The sequence below is a fragment of the Nocardioides silvaticus genome (assembly GCF_003160695.1).
Lineage (GTDB): Bacteria > Actinomycetota > Actinomycetes > Propionibacteriales > Nocardioidaceae > Nocardioides > Nocardioides silvaticus.
This window is the reverse complement of record NZ_QGDD01000005.1, coordinates 316,445-334,654: the sequence shown is the minus strand read 5'-3', so window position 1 is coordinate 334,654 and position 18,210 is coordinate 316,445. Positions and strand designations below refer to the sequence as shown.

The following is an 18,210-nucleotide window of genomic DNA, read 5'->3' as shown; positions in this document are numbered from 1 at the left end:
CGACTCTGAATCCAGCGCGACCGGCTCACAACCCCATACCGGCTCTTCGGACAAGCCACTTCCCGGACCCGCCAGACCCGAGCCTAAGCCAGTTCTTCCAGCCGCGTCTTGACACAGAGGGGCGCCATTAGCGTGCTGCTCCGCGAGCACGCCGTGCGGCATTAGCGTGCTGCTCCGCGAGCACGCCGTGCGGCATTAGCGTGCTGCTCCGCGAGCACACCGTGCGGCATTAGCGTGCTGCTCCGCGAGCACACCGTGCGGCATTAGCGTGCTGCTCCGCGAGCACACCGTGCGGCATTAGCGTGCTGCTCCGCGAGCACGCCGTGCGGCATTAGCGTGCTGCTCCGCGAGCACGCCGTGCGGCATTAGCGTGCTGCTCCGCGAGCACGCCGTGCGGCATTAGCGTGCTGCTCCGACCGTGCGGCATTAGCGTGCTGCTCCGCGAGCACGCCGTGCGGCATTAGCGTGCTGCTCCGCGAGCACGCCGTGCGGCATTAGCGTGCTGCTCCGCGAGCACGCCGTGCGGCATTAGCGTGCTGCTCCGCGAGCACGCCGTGCGGCATTAGCGTGCTGCTCCGCGAGCACGCCGTGCGGCATTAGCGGGCGCTTAGGTCAGCCTCGGCCAGTCGTGCCAGCACCGGTCGCAACCGGTTGCTTGGCAGTGCATCCAGCCATCGCCGGTCGAATCCGGTGGCCACAGGGTGTGCTCGGAGATCGGATGCGGACACTGATCGCACTCGGTGGGCGGAACCCATGCAGAGGCGATGTCGGTCATGTGCTCACGCTATCCACGAACCGACCACGCATGGCGGCAGTAACGGGCGGTTCGCTTAGGGCTCGTCAGGTCGCCACACGAGCCCGGCTTCAGCCTCAATGTCGTCTTCGCCCATCCATTCGTGGCCGCGCCGTTCGACGATCGCGTAGCCAAAGACCTGGACAGGATTCGTCCAGCCGCATCCCACTGGAACTCGGACTGTCAGCGTCCGGCCGCGGTTTGACAAGCGAGTTCGTACCGGACCGCCGCAGTAGATGGCTGAGCCGTCGGGCTGGTACACCAGCGGAAGCGACCGTTTGCGGCCGATATCGACTCGCAGGCCCCAGAAGTCGTCAGCGTCCTCGATGAGCGTGACTGCCCCCGTCCACTTCTCAACACGCGCAGCATCGGGACGTCCCCGGAGCGTGAGCGCCACCCAAGGAACCTGTCCGTCCTGCCAAACCCGGACGCGCTGAACATCTGCAGCACGACGTTCCGCACGGGATGCAATGCGAGCGGTGACCTGGTCACCGAGGTCGTCTCGGACCTTGAGCAGCACATCGGTCGATGTGACCACGGTTCCTTGGCCTCCAGCGTGTACCGGGGCCGCCGCCGCGACGGTCGCAAGAAGCCCTGCCAGGAGCAGCCTCACGTTCCGAGTACGAATCACGGACACATTGTCACCGCGAGAGGAAGTCCCCGTGACTAAAGGGTCACAATCGCCCGCTACTCGGCAATTTCGGGCGGCCGACGGCACCACCAGCGGGCACCGGGCCCCGTCACCGCCGCAGGGCTAGGAGTCCCGACCGAGTGCCCGTAGCAGCCGCTCGGCCTTCCACCGCGTCTCGGCGTACTCCTCGCTCACCTCGGAGTCGACGGTGATGCCGCCGCCGGTGCCGAGCAGGTAGCCGTGGCCGGCGGTGAGGAGGGTGCGGATGACGACCCCGAGGTCGGCGCGACCGTCGCCGGAGACCCAGCCGAACGCGCCGGCGTAGGCACCGCGGGGCGTCCTCTCGACCGCGTCGATGATCTCCATCGTCCGCAGCTTCGGAGCGCCGGTCATGGAGCCGGCGGGGAAGAGCGCGCGCAGGGCGCCGACGGTGGTGACGTCGTCGCGCAGCCGACCGCGGACCGTCGAGACGAGCTGGTGGACCGAGCTGTAGGACTCGACGTCCATCAACACCGGCACCTCGACGCTCCCGACCTTGCAGACCTGGGAGAGGTCGTTGCGGAGCAGGTCGACGATCATCAGGTTCTCTGCGCGGAACTTCGGGTCCGTCGCCAGCCGCTCCCGCGCCGCGTCGTCCTCGGCCGGGGTCGCGCCGCGCGGCGTCGTGCCCTTGATCGGCTTGGTCTCGAGCACCCGGTCCTCGGTGACCAGGGCGTACCGCTCCGGCGACGAGCTCAGCAGCCAGCCGCTCGCGGCCGGCCGGCCGGGCACCGTGTGCTGCAGGAAACCCGCGTACGGCGCGGGGTTGACGCTGCGCAGCCGGAGGTACGCCGACGCCGGGTCGATCTGGCTCGGCACCCGGATCCGGTGGGTCAGGTTGACCTCGTAGGAGTTGCCGGCGTGCAGGTGCTCCTGGACGGCGGCGAAGGCCTCGGCGTACTCGGCCGGCGGCGCACTGGAGGTCGAGCCCGTCGAGACCTCGACCGGAGCGGTCTCGACAGGCGCGACCGACGACGGCTCGTCGTGGTCGAAGAGGCGGATCGCCGACGGGCGCATCCAGATCGCGTCGGGGAGGTCGGGGTCGGGACGGGCGGGGAGGTCGGGCCGGGCCGCGTAGCCGAAGTAGCCGAACCACTGGTCGGAGGGAGAACCGGCGGCCAGCTCCTCCTCGAGCACGACGAACGGGTCGTCGCCGACCACGACACTGGCACCGCCCGCGTGGCGGGTGACCTCGCGGTGGGCGGCGTCGTAGGTCAACGAGACGTCGTCGTCCTCCAGCCACCCGATGATCGAGCGCTGCCGCGACCACTCGCGGGCGCCGCCGCCGTCGAGCCAGACGCAGCGGCGGTGCTCGGCGGCGATCTCGGTGAACGCCTCGACGACGTCGACCCGGGTGCTCACACCAGCTCCAGGAAGTTGGCGACCAGCCGTGCGCCGTGCTGGGTGAGGATCGACTCGGGGTGGAACTGCACGCCGACGACCGGCAACGCCCGGTGGGCGACGGCCATGGTGAGGCCGGTCCGTTCGTCGACCGCCGTCCGCTCCAGCTCCGGCGGCAGGGAGACCGCCGCGAGCGAGTGGTAGCGGATCGCGCGGAAGGGGTCGGGCACTCCGTCGAACAGCCCGGTCCCGTCGTGGCGGACGACCGCCTCCACGCCGTGGCCTGGCCGCGCGCGGTCGACGACCCCGCCGTACGCCGTCACCATCGCCTGCATCCCGAGGCACACCCCGAGCACCGGCAGTCCCAGCGAGAACAGCGACCAGTCGTGCTCGTCCGGGTGGCCCGGTCCGGGAGAGAGCACGATCGCGTCGTACGACGCCAGCTGGTCGGTGGTGATCTCGCCGTGCTGCACCAGCGTCGGCAGCACGCCGGTGACGCCGGCGACCAGGTGGACCAGGTTGTGGGTGTAGGAGTCGTGGTGGTCGACCACGACGACGTCAGGCGCCGCGGCCAATCTCAGCCATCCAGCAGGACCGCCGACACCAGGTCGTGCACGATGTCCCATCCGCGCTCGGTCAGGATCGACTCCGCGTGGAACTGGACGCCGCGGTAGTGCGGGCCCGTCAGCGCGTTGACGTCACCCGAGCCAGGGTCGGCCTCGACGACGACGCCCTCCGGAAGGGAGCTGTCCTCCTCGGTGGTCGAGCCTGTCGAAACCCGGCCGACGAACGTGTTGTAGAACCCGACCCGTTCCCGCCGCCCGTGGACGACCACCTCGGACTGGGTGCCCTGGAAGACGATGTCCTTGTAGGCCAGCGGGATGCCGAGCTCGTGGCACAGCGCCTGGTGACCGAGGCAGACGGCCAGGAACGGCCGCTCCTCCGCGAGCAGCGAGGCGACCGCGTGCCGCAGGTTCACCATCTTCTGGTCGCTGTCGTCGCGGGGGTCGCCCGGGCCGGGACCGACGATGACGAGGTCGTAGCCGTCGAGGCAGCCGGGCGTGTAGTCCTCGTGCCGGACGACGGCCGACGTCATGCCCATCACCGCCAGCAGGTGCCGCAGCATGTTCACGAAGTCGTCCTCGCCGTCGAGGATCACCACGCTCTTGCCAGCCAGTCGCGGGTCGGGCGGGGTGCCCGCCTGGTCGGTCAGCCAGAAGCCGCTGAGCCTCCGGTTGCGGGAGTTGAGCGCGATCAGCACGTCCTCGTCGGCGGCCAGGGCTGCGAGGTCGACCCCGTGCTCGGGCGCCGGTGGCACCAGGCCGAACGCGGACAGGATGCCGCCCGCCTTGGCGTGGGTCTCGGCCACCTCGTAGGCGGGGTCGGAGTCGCGCACCAACGTCGCGCCCGCGGTCACCTTCAGCCGCCCCTCGAGGTCCACGTCGGCGGTGCGGATGACGATGGGGCTGTCGATGACCGGGAGCCCGCGGTCGTCGCGACCGATCACCGCGAGCGCGGCGCCGTAGTAGCCGCGGCCCTCGGGCTCGTACTGCTTGATCAGCCGGCACGCGTTCTCCACGGGCGACCCGGTGACCGTGGCGGCGTACATCGTGTCCCTCAGGATCTCGCGCACGTCGCGACGGCTGCGGCCGGCGAGGAGGTACTCGGTGTGGATCAGGTGCGTCATCGGCTTGAGGAACGGCCCGAGCACCTGGCCACCCTCGTGACAGATGTCGCACATCATCTTGAGCTCCTCGTCGACGACCATGAAGAGCTCGTAAATCTCCTTCTCGTCCTGGAGGAACTCCGCCAGGCGGGTCTCGATCCGGCGGTCGTCGCCCTCGGGTGGCCGGACGCGGAAGGTGCCCGAGATCGGGTTCATCCGCACGTCGCCGCCGTGCACGCTCACGTGCCGCTCGGGGCTGGCGCCGACGAGGTAGCGGTCTCCGGTGAAGAACAGGAAGGTCCAGTAGGCGCCGCGCTCGCGCTCGAGCAACCGGCGGAAGACCGTGAGCGCCTTGTCGGCGCCCCAGTCGGCGACGACCGCGCGGTAGTGGCGCCCGACGACCAGGTTGGCGCCCTCGCCCTGCCCGATCTCGTCCTTGATGATCGCCTCGACGATCTTGGCGTAGTCGGTGTCCTCGACGTCGAAGCCACCGCGGTCGGCGAACTCGATGCCGCCGTCGTCGATCGCGTCGATGACGTCGCCGACGGAGTACTCGCGCTCGGTCTCCACGTCGACGACCACCAACGGGGTGCCGTCGTCGTGGGCCTCGAAGCCCCGCTCGGTGACCTGGCGGAAGGGTACGGCGACCAGCCGGTCGCACTGCCGGCCCGGAGCCGGCGGCCCCTCCTCCAGCGGGATGTCCATGATCGAGCCGGCGACCCAGCGGCGACCGCCGAGGACGCCGACGGTGTCGCGGTCGCCCGCCCGGGTGGAGCGCCGGATGATGGCCCACGCCTCGTGCCCCTGGATGGCCGCGATGGCTTCCCTGGGCGTGAGGTCCTGAGTCATGGCAGGAGCCTACGGCGCCGGCCGGCCACGGCCGACCGGATATCGCTCGGCGGATGTGTCCAGATCTGGCAACCGAAACCGTGCCTTGCCCGGCCGCGACCTGTTGCACTTTGCGAGAACAATCGGGCCGGCTCCAATTCAACGGCCCGGAGCACGCCCGGGTTGGGGAACCCGGGTGCACCGAGAGGTAGAACCGTGTCCTGGGGGACCTTACGCCGCGCCGTCGCTGGCCCGATCGTCATCGCGATCGCTTCCTTGCTGGCCATCTCCGTCACCACGCCGTCGCAGGCCGATCAGGACGTGATCGTGTCGCCTGTCTTCGACGCCAAGCAGCCGCGCGTCATGGACGGCCGCGTCTACAGCATCACGAGCTCCGGCCCGGACGTCGTCGTCGGCGGCACCTTCACCAAGGTGCGGGTCGGCGACTCCAGCCAGCCGGCGTGGGTGCAGCCGAAGCTCTTCCGCTTCAGCTCCGCGACCGGCGCGATCGACGGCTCGTTCACGCCCGCGATCAACGGCAACGTCGAGGCGGTGACCTACACCGCCGACAAGTCGCAGCTGTTGATCGCCGGTGCCTTCACCGAGGTCAACGGGCAGCCGGCGCAACGGGTCGCGCGGCTCAACCTCGACGGCACGCTGGACACCTCCTTCAAGGCGTCCGCAGGGTCGACCGTGAAGGACTTCGCGCTGCTCGGTGACCGGCTGATCCTCGGTGGGGAGTTCGGCAAGGTGAGCGGCAAGCCGGTCCGCGGCCTGGCCGCGATCAACGCCACCACCGGCCAGATCGACCCCACGTTCGACCTGCCGATCAGCGAGTCGCGCGACCAGTACTCGCCGTACGTCCAGGAGCTCGACGTCTCCGCGGACGGCCGGTGGCTGGTGGTCGGCGGCAACTTCAAGAAGGTCGCCGGCGCCGCCCGCCAGCAGGTGGCGGTCATCGACCTCGCCGGCGCCCGGCCCAAGGTCGCGCCGTGGTCGACGGACCGCTACGAGATGCAGTGCTCGGGCTCCTACCCCGACACCTACATCCGCGGCGTCGACATCGCGCCGGACAGCTCCTACTTCGTCGTCAACACGACCGGAGCGTTCTTCGGCAACGCCAGCCTCTGCGACTCCACCGCGCGCTGGGAGCTGCCGCTGACCTCGGCCACGTCCGGCGGCGGCCTGCAGCCGTCGTGGGTCGACCACACCGGCGGTGACACGTTCTGGGCGGTCGAGGTGACCGAGACGGCCGTGTACGTCGGCGGGCACCAGCGCTGGACCAACAACCCGCACCCGTCCCCCGGTGGTGACAACGACGGGCCGGGGGCGCTCGCCCGCCCGGGCATCGCGGCACTCGACCCGTACTCAGGCGTCCCGCTCTCCTGGAACCCGACCCGCGACCGCGGTCGCGGCGTCGAGGCGCTCTACGCGACCGACGAGTTCCTGATGGTCGGCCACGACACCACCCAGTTCGGCGGCAAGCTGCGCCAGCGGCTCGCGCTGCTGCCGACCAGCGGCGGCACCGCCAACCCGGCACCCGAGGACGTGCAGCTGCCGGTGCGGTTCGCCTACACGACCTCCGGCGACAGCCTCAGCTCGATGGCGTTCGACGGCTCGGCCTTCGGACCGATCACCACGATCAGCAGCCCCAGCCAGGGCGGCGTCAGCTGGGCCGGCACCCGCGACGGGTTCGTGCAGCACGACCGGTTGAGCTACTTCGGCCCGTCCCAGGCCTTCTACGCGAGGTCCTTCGACGGCAGCACGGTGGGGTCGACCGTGACGAACCTGTCGACCTCGGTCGGCTACGTCGACACCACCCACAACCTGACGCCCTACGACCAGCCGTACGGCGTCGCCGAGACCCGCACCGCGGCCTTCGAGGACGGCAAGGTCCTCTACACGAAGACCAACGACAGCCGCCTCTTCTACCGCGGCCACTCCCTGGAGAGCGGCGTTCTCGAGGGCTACGAGTGGGTCGCGTCCTCCAAGGACTGGAGCGGCGCGCGGGCGATGGAGCTCGTCGGCGACTTCCTCTACGTCGCCTGGAGCGACAACCGGCTCTACCGCTTCCACGCGCCGGACGGACTGCCGCGCTGGGGCACATCGACGGTCGTCAACAGCGGCAGCAGCTCGGGCATCCCGTGGTCGTCGATGACGAGCCTGTTCGCCACGCCGACCAGCGGTGGGTCGGTGCCGCCGACACCGCCGGCCGACCCCACCTGCACCGGCGCCACGCCGTGGACCGCCAGCTACTTCGCCAACCGCACCCTCGCCGGCTCCCCCGCCGTCGTCGGCTGCGACGCCACGATCGACGAGAACTGGGGCTCCGGCTCGCCGAGCAGCGCGATCCCCGGCGACGACTTCTCGGCTCGCTTCACCCAGCAGCTGGACCTGGCGAGCCCGGCGCAGGTCAAGGTGACGATCCCGAGCTCAGACGACGGCGTCCGGGTGTGGGTCGACGGCGAGAAGGTCGTGAACAACTGGAGCGACGCCGCGTGGACCAACCTGTCCGGCACGTCGGGCACCCTCGACGCCGGCACCCACAAGGTGACGGTCGAGTACTACGAGCGCGGCGGCAGCGCCCGCCTCACGCTGAACCTCCAGGTCCTGCCCACCGCACCGCCGCCCACCCCCGACACCGCGGCGCCCGACTCCGTGATCACCGCGCCCGCGAACAAGGCCACGGTCCCCGCCGGCGTCGTGACCGCCACCGGCACCGCGACCGACGACAAGGGCGTGGCGGAGGTGCGCGTCGCCGTACGCAACCGCGACAACAACCTGTGGCTGCAGGCCGACGGCTCGTGGGGCACGGCGTACGCCTTCCGGCTCGCGACGCTCGCGAACCCCGGGGCGACGTCGACGGGCTGGACGATCGGTGTGAACCTCCCGGCTGCCGGCAGCTACGCGTTCGACTCCCGGGCCCGCGACGCGGCCGGGAACCTCGACGGCACGGCGGCCTGGCGTCCGTTCAGCGTGTCCTAGCGCCCACGTGGTAGCAACGGGCGGCCGGGGTACCTGCCCCCCGTGCAGCCACGGACCGTCGGGATCGAGGAGGAGCTCCTGCTCGTGGACCCCGAGACCCGGGAGCTGGCGCCGCGGGCGCAGGACGCGTTGAGCCGGCAGGTCGACGACGCGTCGCTGGCACCCGACGAGGCCCTGGAGAAGGAGCTGTTCCGGCACCAGCTCGAGACCCGGACCGCCCCGCTGGTCGATCTCGGCGAGGTGCGTGAGCACCTGGTGCGGCAGCGGCGGGCGGCGGCCGCTGCCGCGGAGGGCGTCGGCGTGCTCACCGCCGCCACGGGCACGACGCCCGTGCAGAGCGGCGAGCCGAAGGTGTCCCGCGACGACCGCTACCTCACGATGCTGCAGCGGTACGGCGAGATCGCGCGCGGCGGCGGGATCTGTGCGATGCACGTGCACGTCGGGATCGACTCCGACGAGCAGGGCGTGACGCTGGTCGACGAGCTGGCGCCGTGGCTGCCCCTGCTGCTCGCGATCAGCGCGAACTCGCCGTACGCCCGGGGCCGGGACACCGGCTACCACTCGTGGCGCTCGCAGGAGTGGGCGCGGTGGCCCAGCGCCGGGCCGACCGAGCGGTTCGGCTCCGTCGAGCGCTACCGGGAGGTCTGCCAGTGGCTGATCGAGTCGGGCGCGGCGCTCGACCCGGCGATGCTCTACTTCGACGCGCGGCTGTCGGAGGGCAACCCGACCGTCGAGGTTCGGATCACCGACGTGTGCGCCGACCCCGACGACGCGCTGCTCGTCACCGCGCTGGTGCGGGCGCTGGTGATGTGGGTCGCCGACCTCGGCGGAGACGGCGCCGAGCTGCCGGTCTGGCGGGCCGAGATGCTGCAGGCCGCGAAGTGGCGGGCCGCGCGGCACGGCCTGTCCGGCGCGCTGGTATCGCCCATCACGGGACAGCTCGCCCCGGTGCGTGACGTGCTGGCCACGCTGGTCCGCACCGTGCGCGACCCGCTGGAGGCCTGCGGAGACCTCGCGCTCGTGGAGGACGGGCTCGACCGGGTCCTGGCCGGCGGCGGTGCGAGCCGGCAGCGGGCGGCGTACGAACGCAGCGACGGCGACCTGCGCGCGGTGGTCGACGACCTGGTGGCGCGCACCAATGCTTGCTGGCAGACGAGGAACTAGGGGAAGGAAAAGCGATGGGACCCGACGAGGAGCACACCCGGCCGGAAGGCGTCGACGACCTGACGGTCGAGGCGCTCGGCGACATCTCGGAGGCGCTGGAGGCGATCGAGATCGCGCGCGGCCACCTCTACACCTTCCACCGGCTCTCCGGCACCGCCGACCTCACGCTCGGCAAGGGCGTCGAGAAGCTGCGGGAGGCCGGGCACAAGGCACTCGCCGACAAGTTCGAGCGCGAGCTCGTCGGCCGCAACGTGCTCGAGGGACGGTGGACGTTCCAGATCATGGAGGAGTACGACGACGGCTACTACGCCACCTTCAAGCGGCTCGAGCAGGAGGGCCGCGATGCGCTCGTCGGCGGCCGGCGGCACCTCTACGAGGCGGAGATGAAGGAGGACCGGCGCACGCACGGGCGGCGCGGGCACGAGGCACGGCCCGACGACAACTAGACGCCGAGCGCGACGAACGCGGCGGCGGTCCCGGCGGCGACCGGGTCTTTGGCCGCTGCCCGCCGGACCGCGAGCAGCGCGGCCGCCGGGTCGTCGCCGCGGGCCAGGCCGTCGTGCAGGCCGACCATCAGGTCAGCGGTGGCGGCGTCGTTGACCTCGGCCACGCTGCTGACCAGGCCGGCCGTGCCGATCGAGAAGAGCGCGGCGGCCAGGCCGAGCAGCTCCTGGGCGCCGACCGGTGCGAGCACGCCGGACTCGCACGCGGAGAGCACGACGCGGTACGGCGCCCGGCGCAGTCGCTCCAGGTCGTGCACGGTGAGCGGACCGTCGGCCAGGTCGAGGCTGGAGAACAACGGGCTGTCCGCGCGGAACCGCCCGTGCGTCGCGAGGTGGGCGAGGTCGGCGCCGTCGAGGTGCGCCAGAACGTCGGTGAGGGTCGCGGCCCTGCCGTCGAGCAGCACGGCGTCGGGGTGGCGCTCCTTGAGGATCGGCACCTCGGCTCCCCCCGACGCGAGGTCGGGCCCGGCGACGAGGAGGGTGCGACGCGGGCGCGGGCGTCGTACCTCCTTGGCGCGGAGCCACTGACCCGCCGAGGGCACGATCCCGAATGGCCGGTCGTGCAGCACGGGGAGCAGCGACCAGGCCAGCCCGTGCAGGCGGGCGGTCGGGGCGAGGACGAGCGGGCCGTCGGGTAGCAGGCGCACGGCATCACCGAGGATCGCCGCCTGCAGCCGCCGCCCGAGGTCGGCGGTGCTGGTCGCGCGGCCCCGCGACGCCCGGCGCAGCAGCATGGCCGTCGGGCCCAGCAGCTCGGCGACCTCCGCGGTGGTGCCGGCGATCTTCCGGCGGACTCTCCCGTTGTGGACGACGAGGACGTGGAGGACGCCGTCGACGTCGACCAGCTCGACCAGGCACCCGTCCCCGACTCCCGCAACGATCTCCTCGACCGGAGCGGGCCGCTGCGGGTCGGTGTCCGCCGCGGACTGAATGTGCGCCTCCGCCCGCACCGCCCGCTCCAGCCGGAGCCGCTCCCTCTCCAGCTCCTCGGTCGGCTCCGCTGCTAGACGCGCCTCAGCCAGCCGCCGACCGTTGTCGCGCAGAGCGGCGAGAGCTGCCGGGATCGTTGCTGCATCGGAGGTTGCCGCCGGTTGGGCGAGGGCTGTTGCGCGGGTTCGCTCGCTCCACCGCAGCAGGGTCCGCGGGTCGTGCGCCGCGTGCCGGAGTGCGATCTCCGTCAGCTCGCGACCGTGCGTCGTCGCCAGCGCCCGCAGCTCCGAGCTGCCCATCAGCCTTCTGTGCTCGTCGATCGCGTCGAGGCCGGAAGCGCAGGCGCGGAGGACTCCTGCGCGGTCGGCAACCTCCGCGCGCTCCAACGCTCCGGCGAGATGCGCACTGGCACGCACCAACCCGTTCGCTCGTGTCCTGTACGTCGCGCCTTGCTGCAGCAATCTGCGCCGCTCATCACCGGCGGTGAGGCGGGCGGCGATCATCAAGGCGAGCGGCGCCTCGTCGGCCCCCTCATCGTCCAGCAGCATCGCCACCTGCCGGGTCTCACCAACAGGTGCGGTCCCGCCGGACTCGAGCCGCGCGCGGAGCGAGACCAGCCGGGCCCGCAGCTCGAACCACGGACGGTCCTGAGCCCTGCACATCCGACGTGCCAGGTCGGCGTCCGCGATCGCTCCGTCCACGTCTCCGGCCGCAAGACGAGCGCCCGACCGGTGGTAGTGGAGCTCGGCCCTGCGAACGTCGGGCAGTGCACCCAGGTCGACGTGGTCGCTGTAGATCCGTTCCGCCTCGGCTGGCAACCCGGCAGCGAGGTAGGCATTCGCTCGAGCGCACACCAGGAGGAACCGGGGCGGTCGGCCGACGGCCTCGTAGCCGGACGCAGCATGAGCTAGATGGCGCAGGCCATCGGCCACCGCCCCGCGGGCGATCGCGGCCTCGCCGAGGTTCTCGACCGCCTCCAACCGCTCCAACGTTGCCGACTCGGCACGCAGGATCCGCTCGGCGGCGAGGAACTCCTGTTCGGCCGCCTCCACCCGGCCGCTCATCAGCTCCTCCCAGCCGAGCCCGTTCCGTGCTCGGCCCTCCCAGTTGCGGTCACCAAGGCGGACGATCTCCTCGACCGCACGGCGGGTCTCGACGATCGCTTCCTCACGGCGGCCGAGGATCCCGAGCACGATGGCGAGCCGGGACCGCACCGTGGCCGCGACCTCCGGACGTGCTCCCTCCGCAGCACGTCTCAGCTGGGCCAGACCGTCACCGGTCCGTCCGGCGAAGACGAGCGCGCCGCCGTACGTCGCGCGGACGTCGCGCACGCGGTCGTCCGATCCAGAGTCCTCAGCAGCACGGATCGCTGATCGGAGGTGGGACAGCGCAGCCTTCGACTCGCCCGACTCCCGGAAGACGATCCCCAGCGCTTGGTGGGCGTAGGAACGAGAGACCGCATCCGCGTTCCGGGCGAGCACCTCCGCCGCGACCCGCACCGTCTCCGGTGGGTCGTCGAAGGCGAGGGTCAGCAGTTCCTGCATCGCCGCCTCGAGAGTTCAGAGGGTTTCCCCTGTTTACGGCCGTCTCCGGGCGGCACTACGTTAGCGGCGCTGCGGGACTCGGCTCGCGAGTTTCCCGCCCCGCTCTCCCCGAGGTGCGTCATGACCGAGACACCACGTCCGAGCTTCTCTGTCCGCGACATCCTGGCGCAGATCCGTCGACGGTTTCCGTGGCCGGGGAAGCCACCCGTCCTGGACCCGCACCCGGAGGACGACAACGCGGAGCGGGTGCGGGTCCAGGTCGCCGTCGTCAGGAAGTACCTGGACGGCGAGGTCGCGGCAGCGTCCGTCGACGGTCCACGGCGTGCGCGAGACGACGCCGACACCAAGTACCTGTATCGCCCCAGCCACGTGCTGGTCCGCGACGGCGATGACTTCGCCCTGCTTGAGCGGTTCTTCCGCGAGCCCGAACGTCGACGTCGCTTCCGCGGCGAGCTGGAACGCGCGGACCTACCGACAATGCCTGGACTGGTGGTCGCGAGGATGCCGTCGCGCACGGACAGCGAGGACGACGTACTGATGACCTTGGAGGAGCTCGACGAGGTCCATCGGGACCGGGCCGAGCGTCAGGATCCGGTGGCCACCCCCGACCACATCCTCTACGTCACCGGTCCTCCACGTCTGTGCCCGTTCACCGAACCGGAGGAGCCCCCCTCGGCCGACCCGGTCCCACCGGTCGCCGCGAACTCGGAGGCCGGAGCCGACGTCCGGGTAGCGGTCGTCGACACGGGGTGGTGGAAGAAGGCCGGCAAGACCATCGGCTGGCTCGGCGGTGTCACCGCCGACCCGGCGGACGAGGAGCAGGTCGACGAGAACAAGATCCACGAGTACGCCGGCCACGGCACCTTCATCGCCGGCGTCGTCCGCTGCCTGGCTCCGAAGGCCAGGGTCGAGCTCGAGGGGTTCGCACCCAAGGGAGGCGGAGCGGTCTATGAGTCGCACATCTGCCAGCAGCTGAGCGAGGCGCTGCTCGACAATGACATGCCGCAGATCATCAGCGTCTCGGCAGGCACTCACACCCGGAACAGCTGGCCGCTGATCGCCTTCCAGCTGCTGGCGCTCGCCAAGGGCATCCTCGACCCGAAGAACAAGGTGCTGGTCGTCGCGGCGGCCGGCAACGAGGGCAGCACCGAGAAGTTCTACCCGGCCGCGTTCGACTGGGTGGTCGGCGTCGGCTCGGTGGGTGCGAACGGGAAGATCTCCGAGTTCTCCAACACCAGCGACCCCAAGGGGGACGACTGGGTCAACGTCTACGCCCGGGGCGAGAACCTGGTGAACGCCTTTCCCGAGGGCCGCTACGTCTGCTACGAGCCCGAGAACATCCACAACGGCGTTCCGGACGAGCGCCACTTCCGCGGGATGGCCCAGTGGAGCGGCACCTCGTTCTCCACGCCGATCGTCAGCGGCGCCATCGCCGCGAAGATGAGCGAGCTGAGGACCGATGACCCGCGGGTGGCCTACGACGCCCTGATGATGACCGCGCAGCCGAGCACGAGCTCCACGGTCGGCGCTTACCGCATCATCGGCCCCCTCTGATCGCAGCGGACGTCATACGGCTCGCACCTCCTGCGGTGCGAGCCGTATGGCGTTACGGGCAATTCGAGGGAGGGATCAGATCGTCGCCCAGGGGGTGGTGAGCGACCACCCGGCCCGGCTGACGACGAACCGCACCGAGCCCGGGCCGACGTCGGAGAACCGGAAGAAGCCGGAGGCGTTGGTCTCCACCGTCCGGTCGTCGGCGCCGGGACGCTGGAGGGTGACGGTCGCGGGCCCGGTCTCGGAACCACCGTCCTCGACCACCTCGCCGAGCACCTCGTCGCCGTCGACCTCCACCTCGAGGGTGACCGCGGAGCGACGGAAGGACAGCATCCGAGGCCCGCCCGCGTCACCCGGGCCCGAGCGGACGGCGGCGCCGGCGTCGAGCGCCGAGTCGTGGAGCAGCTCGGCCAGCTCGGCGTCGACGGTGCGCCAGGTGAAGGCGGCCCTCGCGGCGGCCCGGCGACGGTCGGAGACCGCGGTCTCCTCCTCGACGGCAGCGGTGAGCTCGGCCATCAGCTCCTCGTCGTTCCACTCAGTCATCGAGCACCTCCCACCGGGTCGGGGCCGGCATCACGCAGGCCGCGGAGAGCGCTGGTCCGGCGCAGCTGGTCGAGGGCGCGGGCGCGGGTCGGTCCGATCGAGCCGATCGGGATGCCGAGTCGTTCACTGATGACCTCGTAGGGGACGGGTGGGTCGGCCATGAGCAGAAGGAGCAGCTCGCGCCGAGCGGCCGGCAGCTCCAGGAGCGCTTCGCGCAGCGCTTGGCGGCGTTCCGCGGCGAGCAGGTCGGTGTCCGAGGCGTCCGGGGCCACGGCGTCGAGCCCGGCACCCTCCTGCGGGTCGACCGGACGCACCCGGCCGCGGGCGGCGATGACACGGAGGCACTCGTTGCGCGTCGTGGTACGGATCCAGCCCGGGAGGGCGTCCGGCTCGCGCAGCGCGTCGAGGTGCTCGACGAGCCGCAGCCACACGGTCTGGCTGACGTCGTCACCGTCGGCCTCCGAGAGCCGGTGCCGACGGATGATCGCTCCCACCAACGGGAGGAAGCGGTCGACGATCGCATCCCAGGCACTGCTGTCCCCTCCCCGCGCCGCGGGGACGAGGGTCGCGAGCGGATCTGTCGTGTCCATTGGAAGACATCGTCCCGCATGGAGGAGCGTCGAGCGAGCACCGTGATACGTCGAAACTTTCCTGTATCAGGGCCGCCCCCCGTCCCCTCCTCCTTCCGTGAACCGCAGCGGTGACCCCCACCGCACCAGCTCCCGGAAGGAACAAGACGATGACCTGGACCGAGACCCACGCCCGGACCGCCATCATCCGCGAGGTCGAGGAGACCTCCGCCCGCGACATGACCGGGGCGCTGCCCTGGCGCGAGGAGTGGACGCAGTACTTCGGCAGCCCCGAGGGCCTGCTCACGGCGCTCCGCGCCCGCTGGAACCGCATGTGCGAGGCCCAGCTCGACATCCGCACCGGCGAGGACGTCCTGCAGGACACCTACGCCCAGCTGCGCCGCAGCCAGGCCGGCATCCTGGCGATCCTGCGCAAGGCGGCGGAGGCCACCGAGCACGGCGTCGAGTCCGGCGCCAAGGTGCTGGCGCTGACCGGCGCCGCCGTCGCGGTCGCCCCCCGCAAGGCTCGGGGCGCCCGGCTCTGGGGCGGACCGGTCTTCAAGTGACGCTGACCCTCTCCGAGACGGTCCAGTCGCCGGCCGGGCGGCGGCTGGGCCGGCTCTCGCCGCGCGAGATGGAGGTGCTCCGCCTCATCGCCGAAGGCCGGTCCAACGCGGCGATCGCGGGCGAGCTGTTCCTCGCCGCCAAGACGGTCGAGACGGTCTGCACCAGCATCTTCCGCAAGCTCGAGCTGCACCCCTCCGACCACGTGAACCGGCGGGTGCTGGCCGTGCTGACCCTGCTGCGGGCCGAAGGAATCTAGCCGAGGGTCAGCTCAGCGTGGTCAGCAGCTGCGTCGCCCGGGTGAGTACGACGTACAACGTCGCCCGGCCGGTCGCCGACTCGGCCTCGATCTCCTCCGGCGACACCACGACGATGCCGTCGAACTCCAGCCCCTTGGTGTCGAGGCCGGTGAGCACCACCACCCGGTCGTCGCCCGACGGCGGCACCGAGGAGTCGATGGCGGCCCGGGCCCCGCGCGCGTCCTCCGCGAGCTCGGGCCAGGACGCCAGCCAGGCGTTGACGTCCGAGCGGCGTGCGGCGGGGACGACGATCCCGACCGTACCGGCCACCTCGCGGGCCATCGCGACGACTGCATCGCGGGTGGCGGCCTCGAGGTCGGCCACGCCGGCGATCTCCGTCGGCGCGACGCCGGTGCGGCGCACCGCGTCCGGCAGGTCGGCCGGGAGGCCGACCCGCTCGGCGTAGGCCGCGGCGAACTCGTAGATCTCCGCGGAGTTGCGGTAGTTCGTCGACAGGTGGAACTCGTGGTTCGGCTTGCCCTCCAGCACCGACGCCCGCGCGGCCGCCGCCTCCTCCGGCGCCGGCCACGACGACTGCGCCAGGTCGCCGACGATCGTCCACGACGCGGTGCGGCCGCGCCGACCGACCATCCGCCACTGCATCGGCGTCAGGTCCTGGGCCTCGTCGATGAGCACGTGGGCGTAGGCGTCGTCCTCGATGCTGTGGGTCGGCGGCGCCCACGCCCGACCGGACGGGGCGTACTCCCGGTCCGAGGCCGTCATCAGCTCCTGGATGTCGACGGCGCCCTCGATCAACGCCATCGGGTCGTCGCGCTCGTCGTCAGCCTTCTGTGGCACGTCACCGAGCAGGTAGCGCAGCTCGTCGACCAAGGGGATGTCCTCGATGGACAGGTCGGGGGCGCCGCCGGGGGACCCGGCCGGACCGTTCGACACCCACGACTTGAGCAGCAGCCGCTGCTCCTCGGTGGAGAGCACGCCGTCGGCGACCCGGGAGAGGAAGTCGGGCTCGCGCAGCCACGACAGCACGGTCGGGGCGTCGAGCGGCGGCCACCAGGCGAGTGCGAACTCCAGGAAGTCGTCGCGGGAGAGCATCTCGTCGTCGAACTTCTCGCGCCCCTGCTCACGGCCGCGCTCGCCGCGCACCTGGCGCCACATCGCGTCGAGCAGCGCGGCGGACACCCGCGGCAGCTGCTTGTTGCGGCGCCCCTGCGACATCAGGTTGCGGCGCACCCGGCCGAGAGCGCCGCGGTCGAGGACGATCCGGTCGTCGCGCCAGAAGACGCGGTACTCGGTCGGGCTGCCCGGCGCCTGCTGGCGGGCGGCGCGCCGCAGCAGCTCGGCCATCCGCTCCGAGCCCTTCACGTCGGCCACGGCCGGCTCGTCGTGCCGGGTGGCGCGGAACCCGTCGACGACCTCGCCGAGCGACCGCAGCGCGACCGCGGTCTCGCCGAGCGACGGCAGCACCCGCTCGATGTAGCGCATGAACACGCCCGAGGGGCCCACGATGAGCACCCCACCGGACTCGTAACGGCGGCGGTCGTTGTAGAGGAGGTACGCCGCGCGGTGCAGCGCCACCACCGTCTTGCCGGTGCCCGGGCCGCCGGAGATCGACACGACGCCCTTGCCGGGCGCGCGGATCGCCTTGTCCTGCTCGGCCTGGATGGTCGCGACGATCGAGTGCATCGACCGGTCGCGCGCGCGGGAGAGCTGCGCCATCAGCGCCCCCTCGCCGACGATGGGCAGCTCACGGCCCTCGGCCTCCGCGGCCGCGAGCGCCTCGGCGTCGAGCAGCTCGTCCTCGACACCGACCACCCTGGGGCCGCTGGAGCGCAGCACCCGGCGCCGGATCACGTCCTGGGGCTCGGCCGCGGTCGCCTGGTAGAAGACCGCGGCGGCCGGCGCCCGCCAGTCGATGAGCAGGGAGTCTCGGTTGTCGTCACGCAGTCCGATGCGGCCGACGTACCGCGGCTGCTCGTCGACGCTCGCCGCGAGGTCGAGCCGGCCGAAGACCAGGCCCTCGTGGGCGGCGTCCAGCTGCGCGATCCGCTTGGCCGCCTGGAACACCATGGCGTCACGCTCGACGAGACCGCCCTCGTGCCCGAGCCTGCCGCGCGAGTGCCCCTCAGTGGCGAGCTGCTGCGCAGCCGCACCGGCTCGCTCCAGCTGCTGGTACACCCGGTCCACGAACGCCTGCTCCGAGGCCACCTCGCGATCGGCCAGCTGATCTGCCAACGCTGCTCCCGCTGTCTTCACGTGTCCGTTGCCCTACGTCGTTGCCCCCCTGAGCAACTTCCCA

Annotated in this window: 14 protein-coding genes; 6 read left to right on the top strand and 8 right to left on the bottom strand. The window is 71.5% G+C overall.

The genetic code is table 11. The features are described 5' to 3' along the window. Positions 1-830: 830 nt before the first annotated feature. The 4 genes from DJ010_RS21830 to DJ010_RS13360 all read right to left on the bottom strand — a co-directional run bounded on the left by DJ010_RS21830 (position 831) and on the right by DJ010_RS13360 (position 5,319). Entirely contained in the window at positions 831-1,406 is a 576-nt protein-coding gene (locus DJ010_RS21830) for a hypothetical protein (RefSeq protein WP_146207346.1), read from the bottom strand. Between the two features lie 141 nt (positions 1,407-1,547). Continuing rightward, positions 1,548-2,825: an anthranilate synthase component I family protein gene (locus tag DJ010_RS13370; protein WP_109694461.1), complete on the bottom strand. Its 1,278-nt coding sequence runs from the start codon at positions 2,823-2,825 to the stop codon at positions 1,548-1,550. Next, positions 2,822-3,379 (bottom strand): anthranilate synthase component II, encoded by a 558-nt coding sequence (locus DJ010_RS13365; protein ID WP_245927533.1) that lies wholly within the window; start codon positions 3,377-3,379, stop codon positions 2,822-2,824. Before DJ010_RS13365 ends, DJ010_RS13370 begins: the two co-directional genes overlap by 4 nt. Before the next feature lie 2 nt (positions 3,380-3,381). Further along, positions 3,382-5,319, bottom strand: coding sequence for an anthranilate synthase family protein (locus DJ010_RS13360; RefSeq protein WP_109694456.1), 1,938 nt, complete (start codon positions 5,317-5,319; stop codon positions 3,382-3,384). Positions 5,320-5,514: 195 nt separating this feature from the next. On the opposite strand from DJ010_RS13360, the gene DJ010_RS13355 reads away from it, so the two are divergent. The 3 genes from DJ010_RS13355 to DJ010_RS13345 are packed head-to-tail and all read left to right on the top strand — an operon-like array spanning position 5,515 to position 9,893. Beyond that, positions 5,515-8,283 carry a PA14 domain-containing protein gene (locus DJ010_RS13355; protein WP_109694453.1) on the top strand — a complete coding sequence of 923 codons (2,769 nt, stop codon included), beginning with the start codon at positions 5,515-5,517 and terminating at the stop codon, positions 8,281-8,283. Between the two features lie 42 nt (positions 8,284-8,325). Further along, on the top strand, positions 8,326-9,447 hold the full coding sequence (locus tag DJ010_RS13350) for a carboxylate-amine ligase (RefSeq protein ID WP_109694451.1): 1,122 nt from the start codon (positions 8,326-8,328) through the stop codon (positions 9,445-9,447). 14 nt (positions 9,448-9,461) lie between these two features. Continuing rightward, complete coding sequence (locus DJ010_RS13345; protein ID WP_109694449.1) at positions 9,462-9,893, top strand: hypothetical protein; 432 nt, start codon at positions 9,462-9,464, stop codon at positions 9,891-9,893. Here DJ010_RS13345 and DJ010_RS13340 read toward each other — a convergent pair. Beyond that, positions 9,890-12,424, bottom strand: a complete 2,535-nt coding sequence (locus DJ010_RS13340) for a CHAT domain-containing protein (RefSeq protein ID WP_109694447.1) — start codon at positions 12,422-12,424, stop codon at positions 9,890-9,892. The genes DJ010_RS13345 and DJ010_RS13340 overlap by 4 nt on opposite strands. 120 nt (positions 12,425-12,544) lie before the next feature. Between DJ010_RS13340 and DJ010_RS13335 the strand changes: the two genes are divergently transcribed. Next, positions 12,545-13,978 (top strand): S8 family peptidase, encoded by a 1,434-nt coding sequence (locus tag DJ010_RS13335; RefSeq protein ID WP_109694445.1) that lies wholly within the window; start codon positions 12,545-12,547, stop codon positions 13,976-13,978. Positions 13,979-14,053: 75 nt separating this feature from the next. Here DJ010_RS13335 and DJ010_RS13330 read toward each other — a convergent pair whose 3' ends face one another. Further along, entirely contained in the window at positions 14,054-14,521 is a 468-nt protein-coding gene (locus DJ010_RS13330; RefSeq protein ID WP_109694443.1) for a carboxypeptidase-like regulatory domain-containing protein, read from the bottom strand. Beyond that, positions 14,518-15,111, bottom strand: coding sequence for an RNA polymerase sigma factor (locus DJ010_RS13325; RefSeq protein ID WP_109694441.1), 594 nt, complete (start codon positions 15,109-15,111; stop codon positions 14,518-14,520). Before DJ010_RS13325 ends, DJ010_RS13330 begins: the two co-directional genes overlap by 4 nt. A gap of 149 nt (positions 15,112-15,260) precedes the next feature. Between DJ010_RS13325 and DJ010_RS13320 the strand changes: the two genes are divergently transcribed. Further along, the gene (locus DJ010_RS13320) at positions 15,261-15,656 is read left to right on the top strand and encodes a hypothetical protein (protein WP_109694440.1); all 396 of its coding nucleotides are present in this window, start codon (positions 15,261-15,263) and stop codon (positions 15,654-15,656) included. Further along, on the top strand, positions 15,653-15,913 hold the full coding sequence (locus DJ010_RS13315) for a response regulator transcription factor (RefSeq protein ID WP_245927531.1): 261 nt from the start codon (positions 15,653-15,655) through the stop codon (positions 15,911-15,913). Before DJ010_RS13320 ends, DJ010_RS13315 begins: the two co-directional genes overlap by 4 nt. Before the next feature lie 7 nt (positions 15,914-15,920). Here the strand turns inward: DJ010_RS13315 and DJ010_RS13310 are convergent, their stop codons facing one another. Further along, positions 15,921-18,146 (bottom strand): HelD family protein, encoded by a 2,226-nt coding sequence (locus DJ010_RS13310; protein ID WP_109694438.1) that lies wholly within the window; start codon positions 18,144-18,146, stop codon positions 15,921-15,923. Between the last annotated feature and the right edge of the window lie 64 nt (positions 18,147-18,210).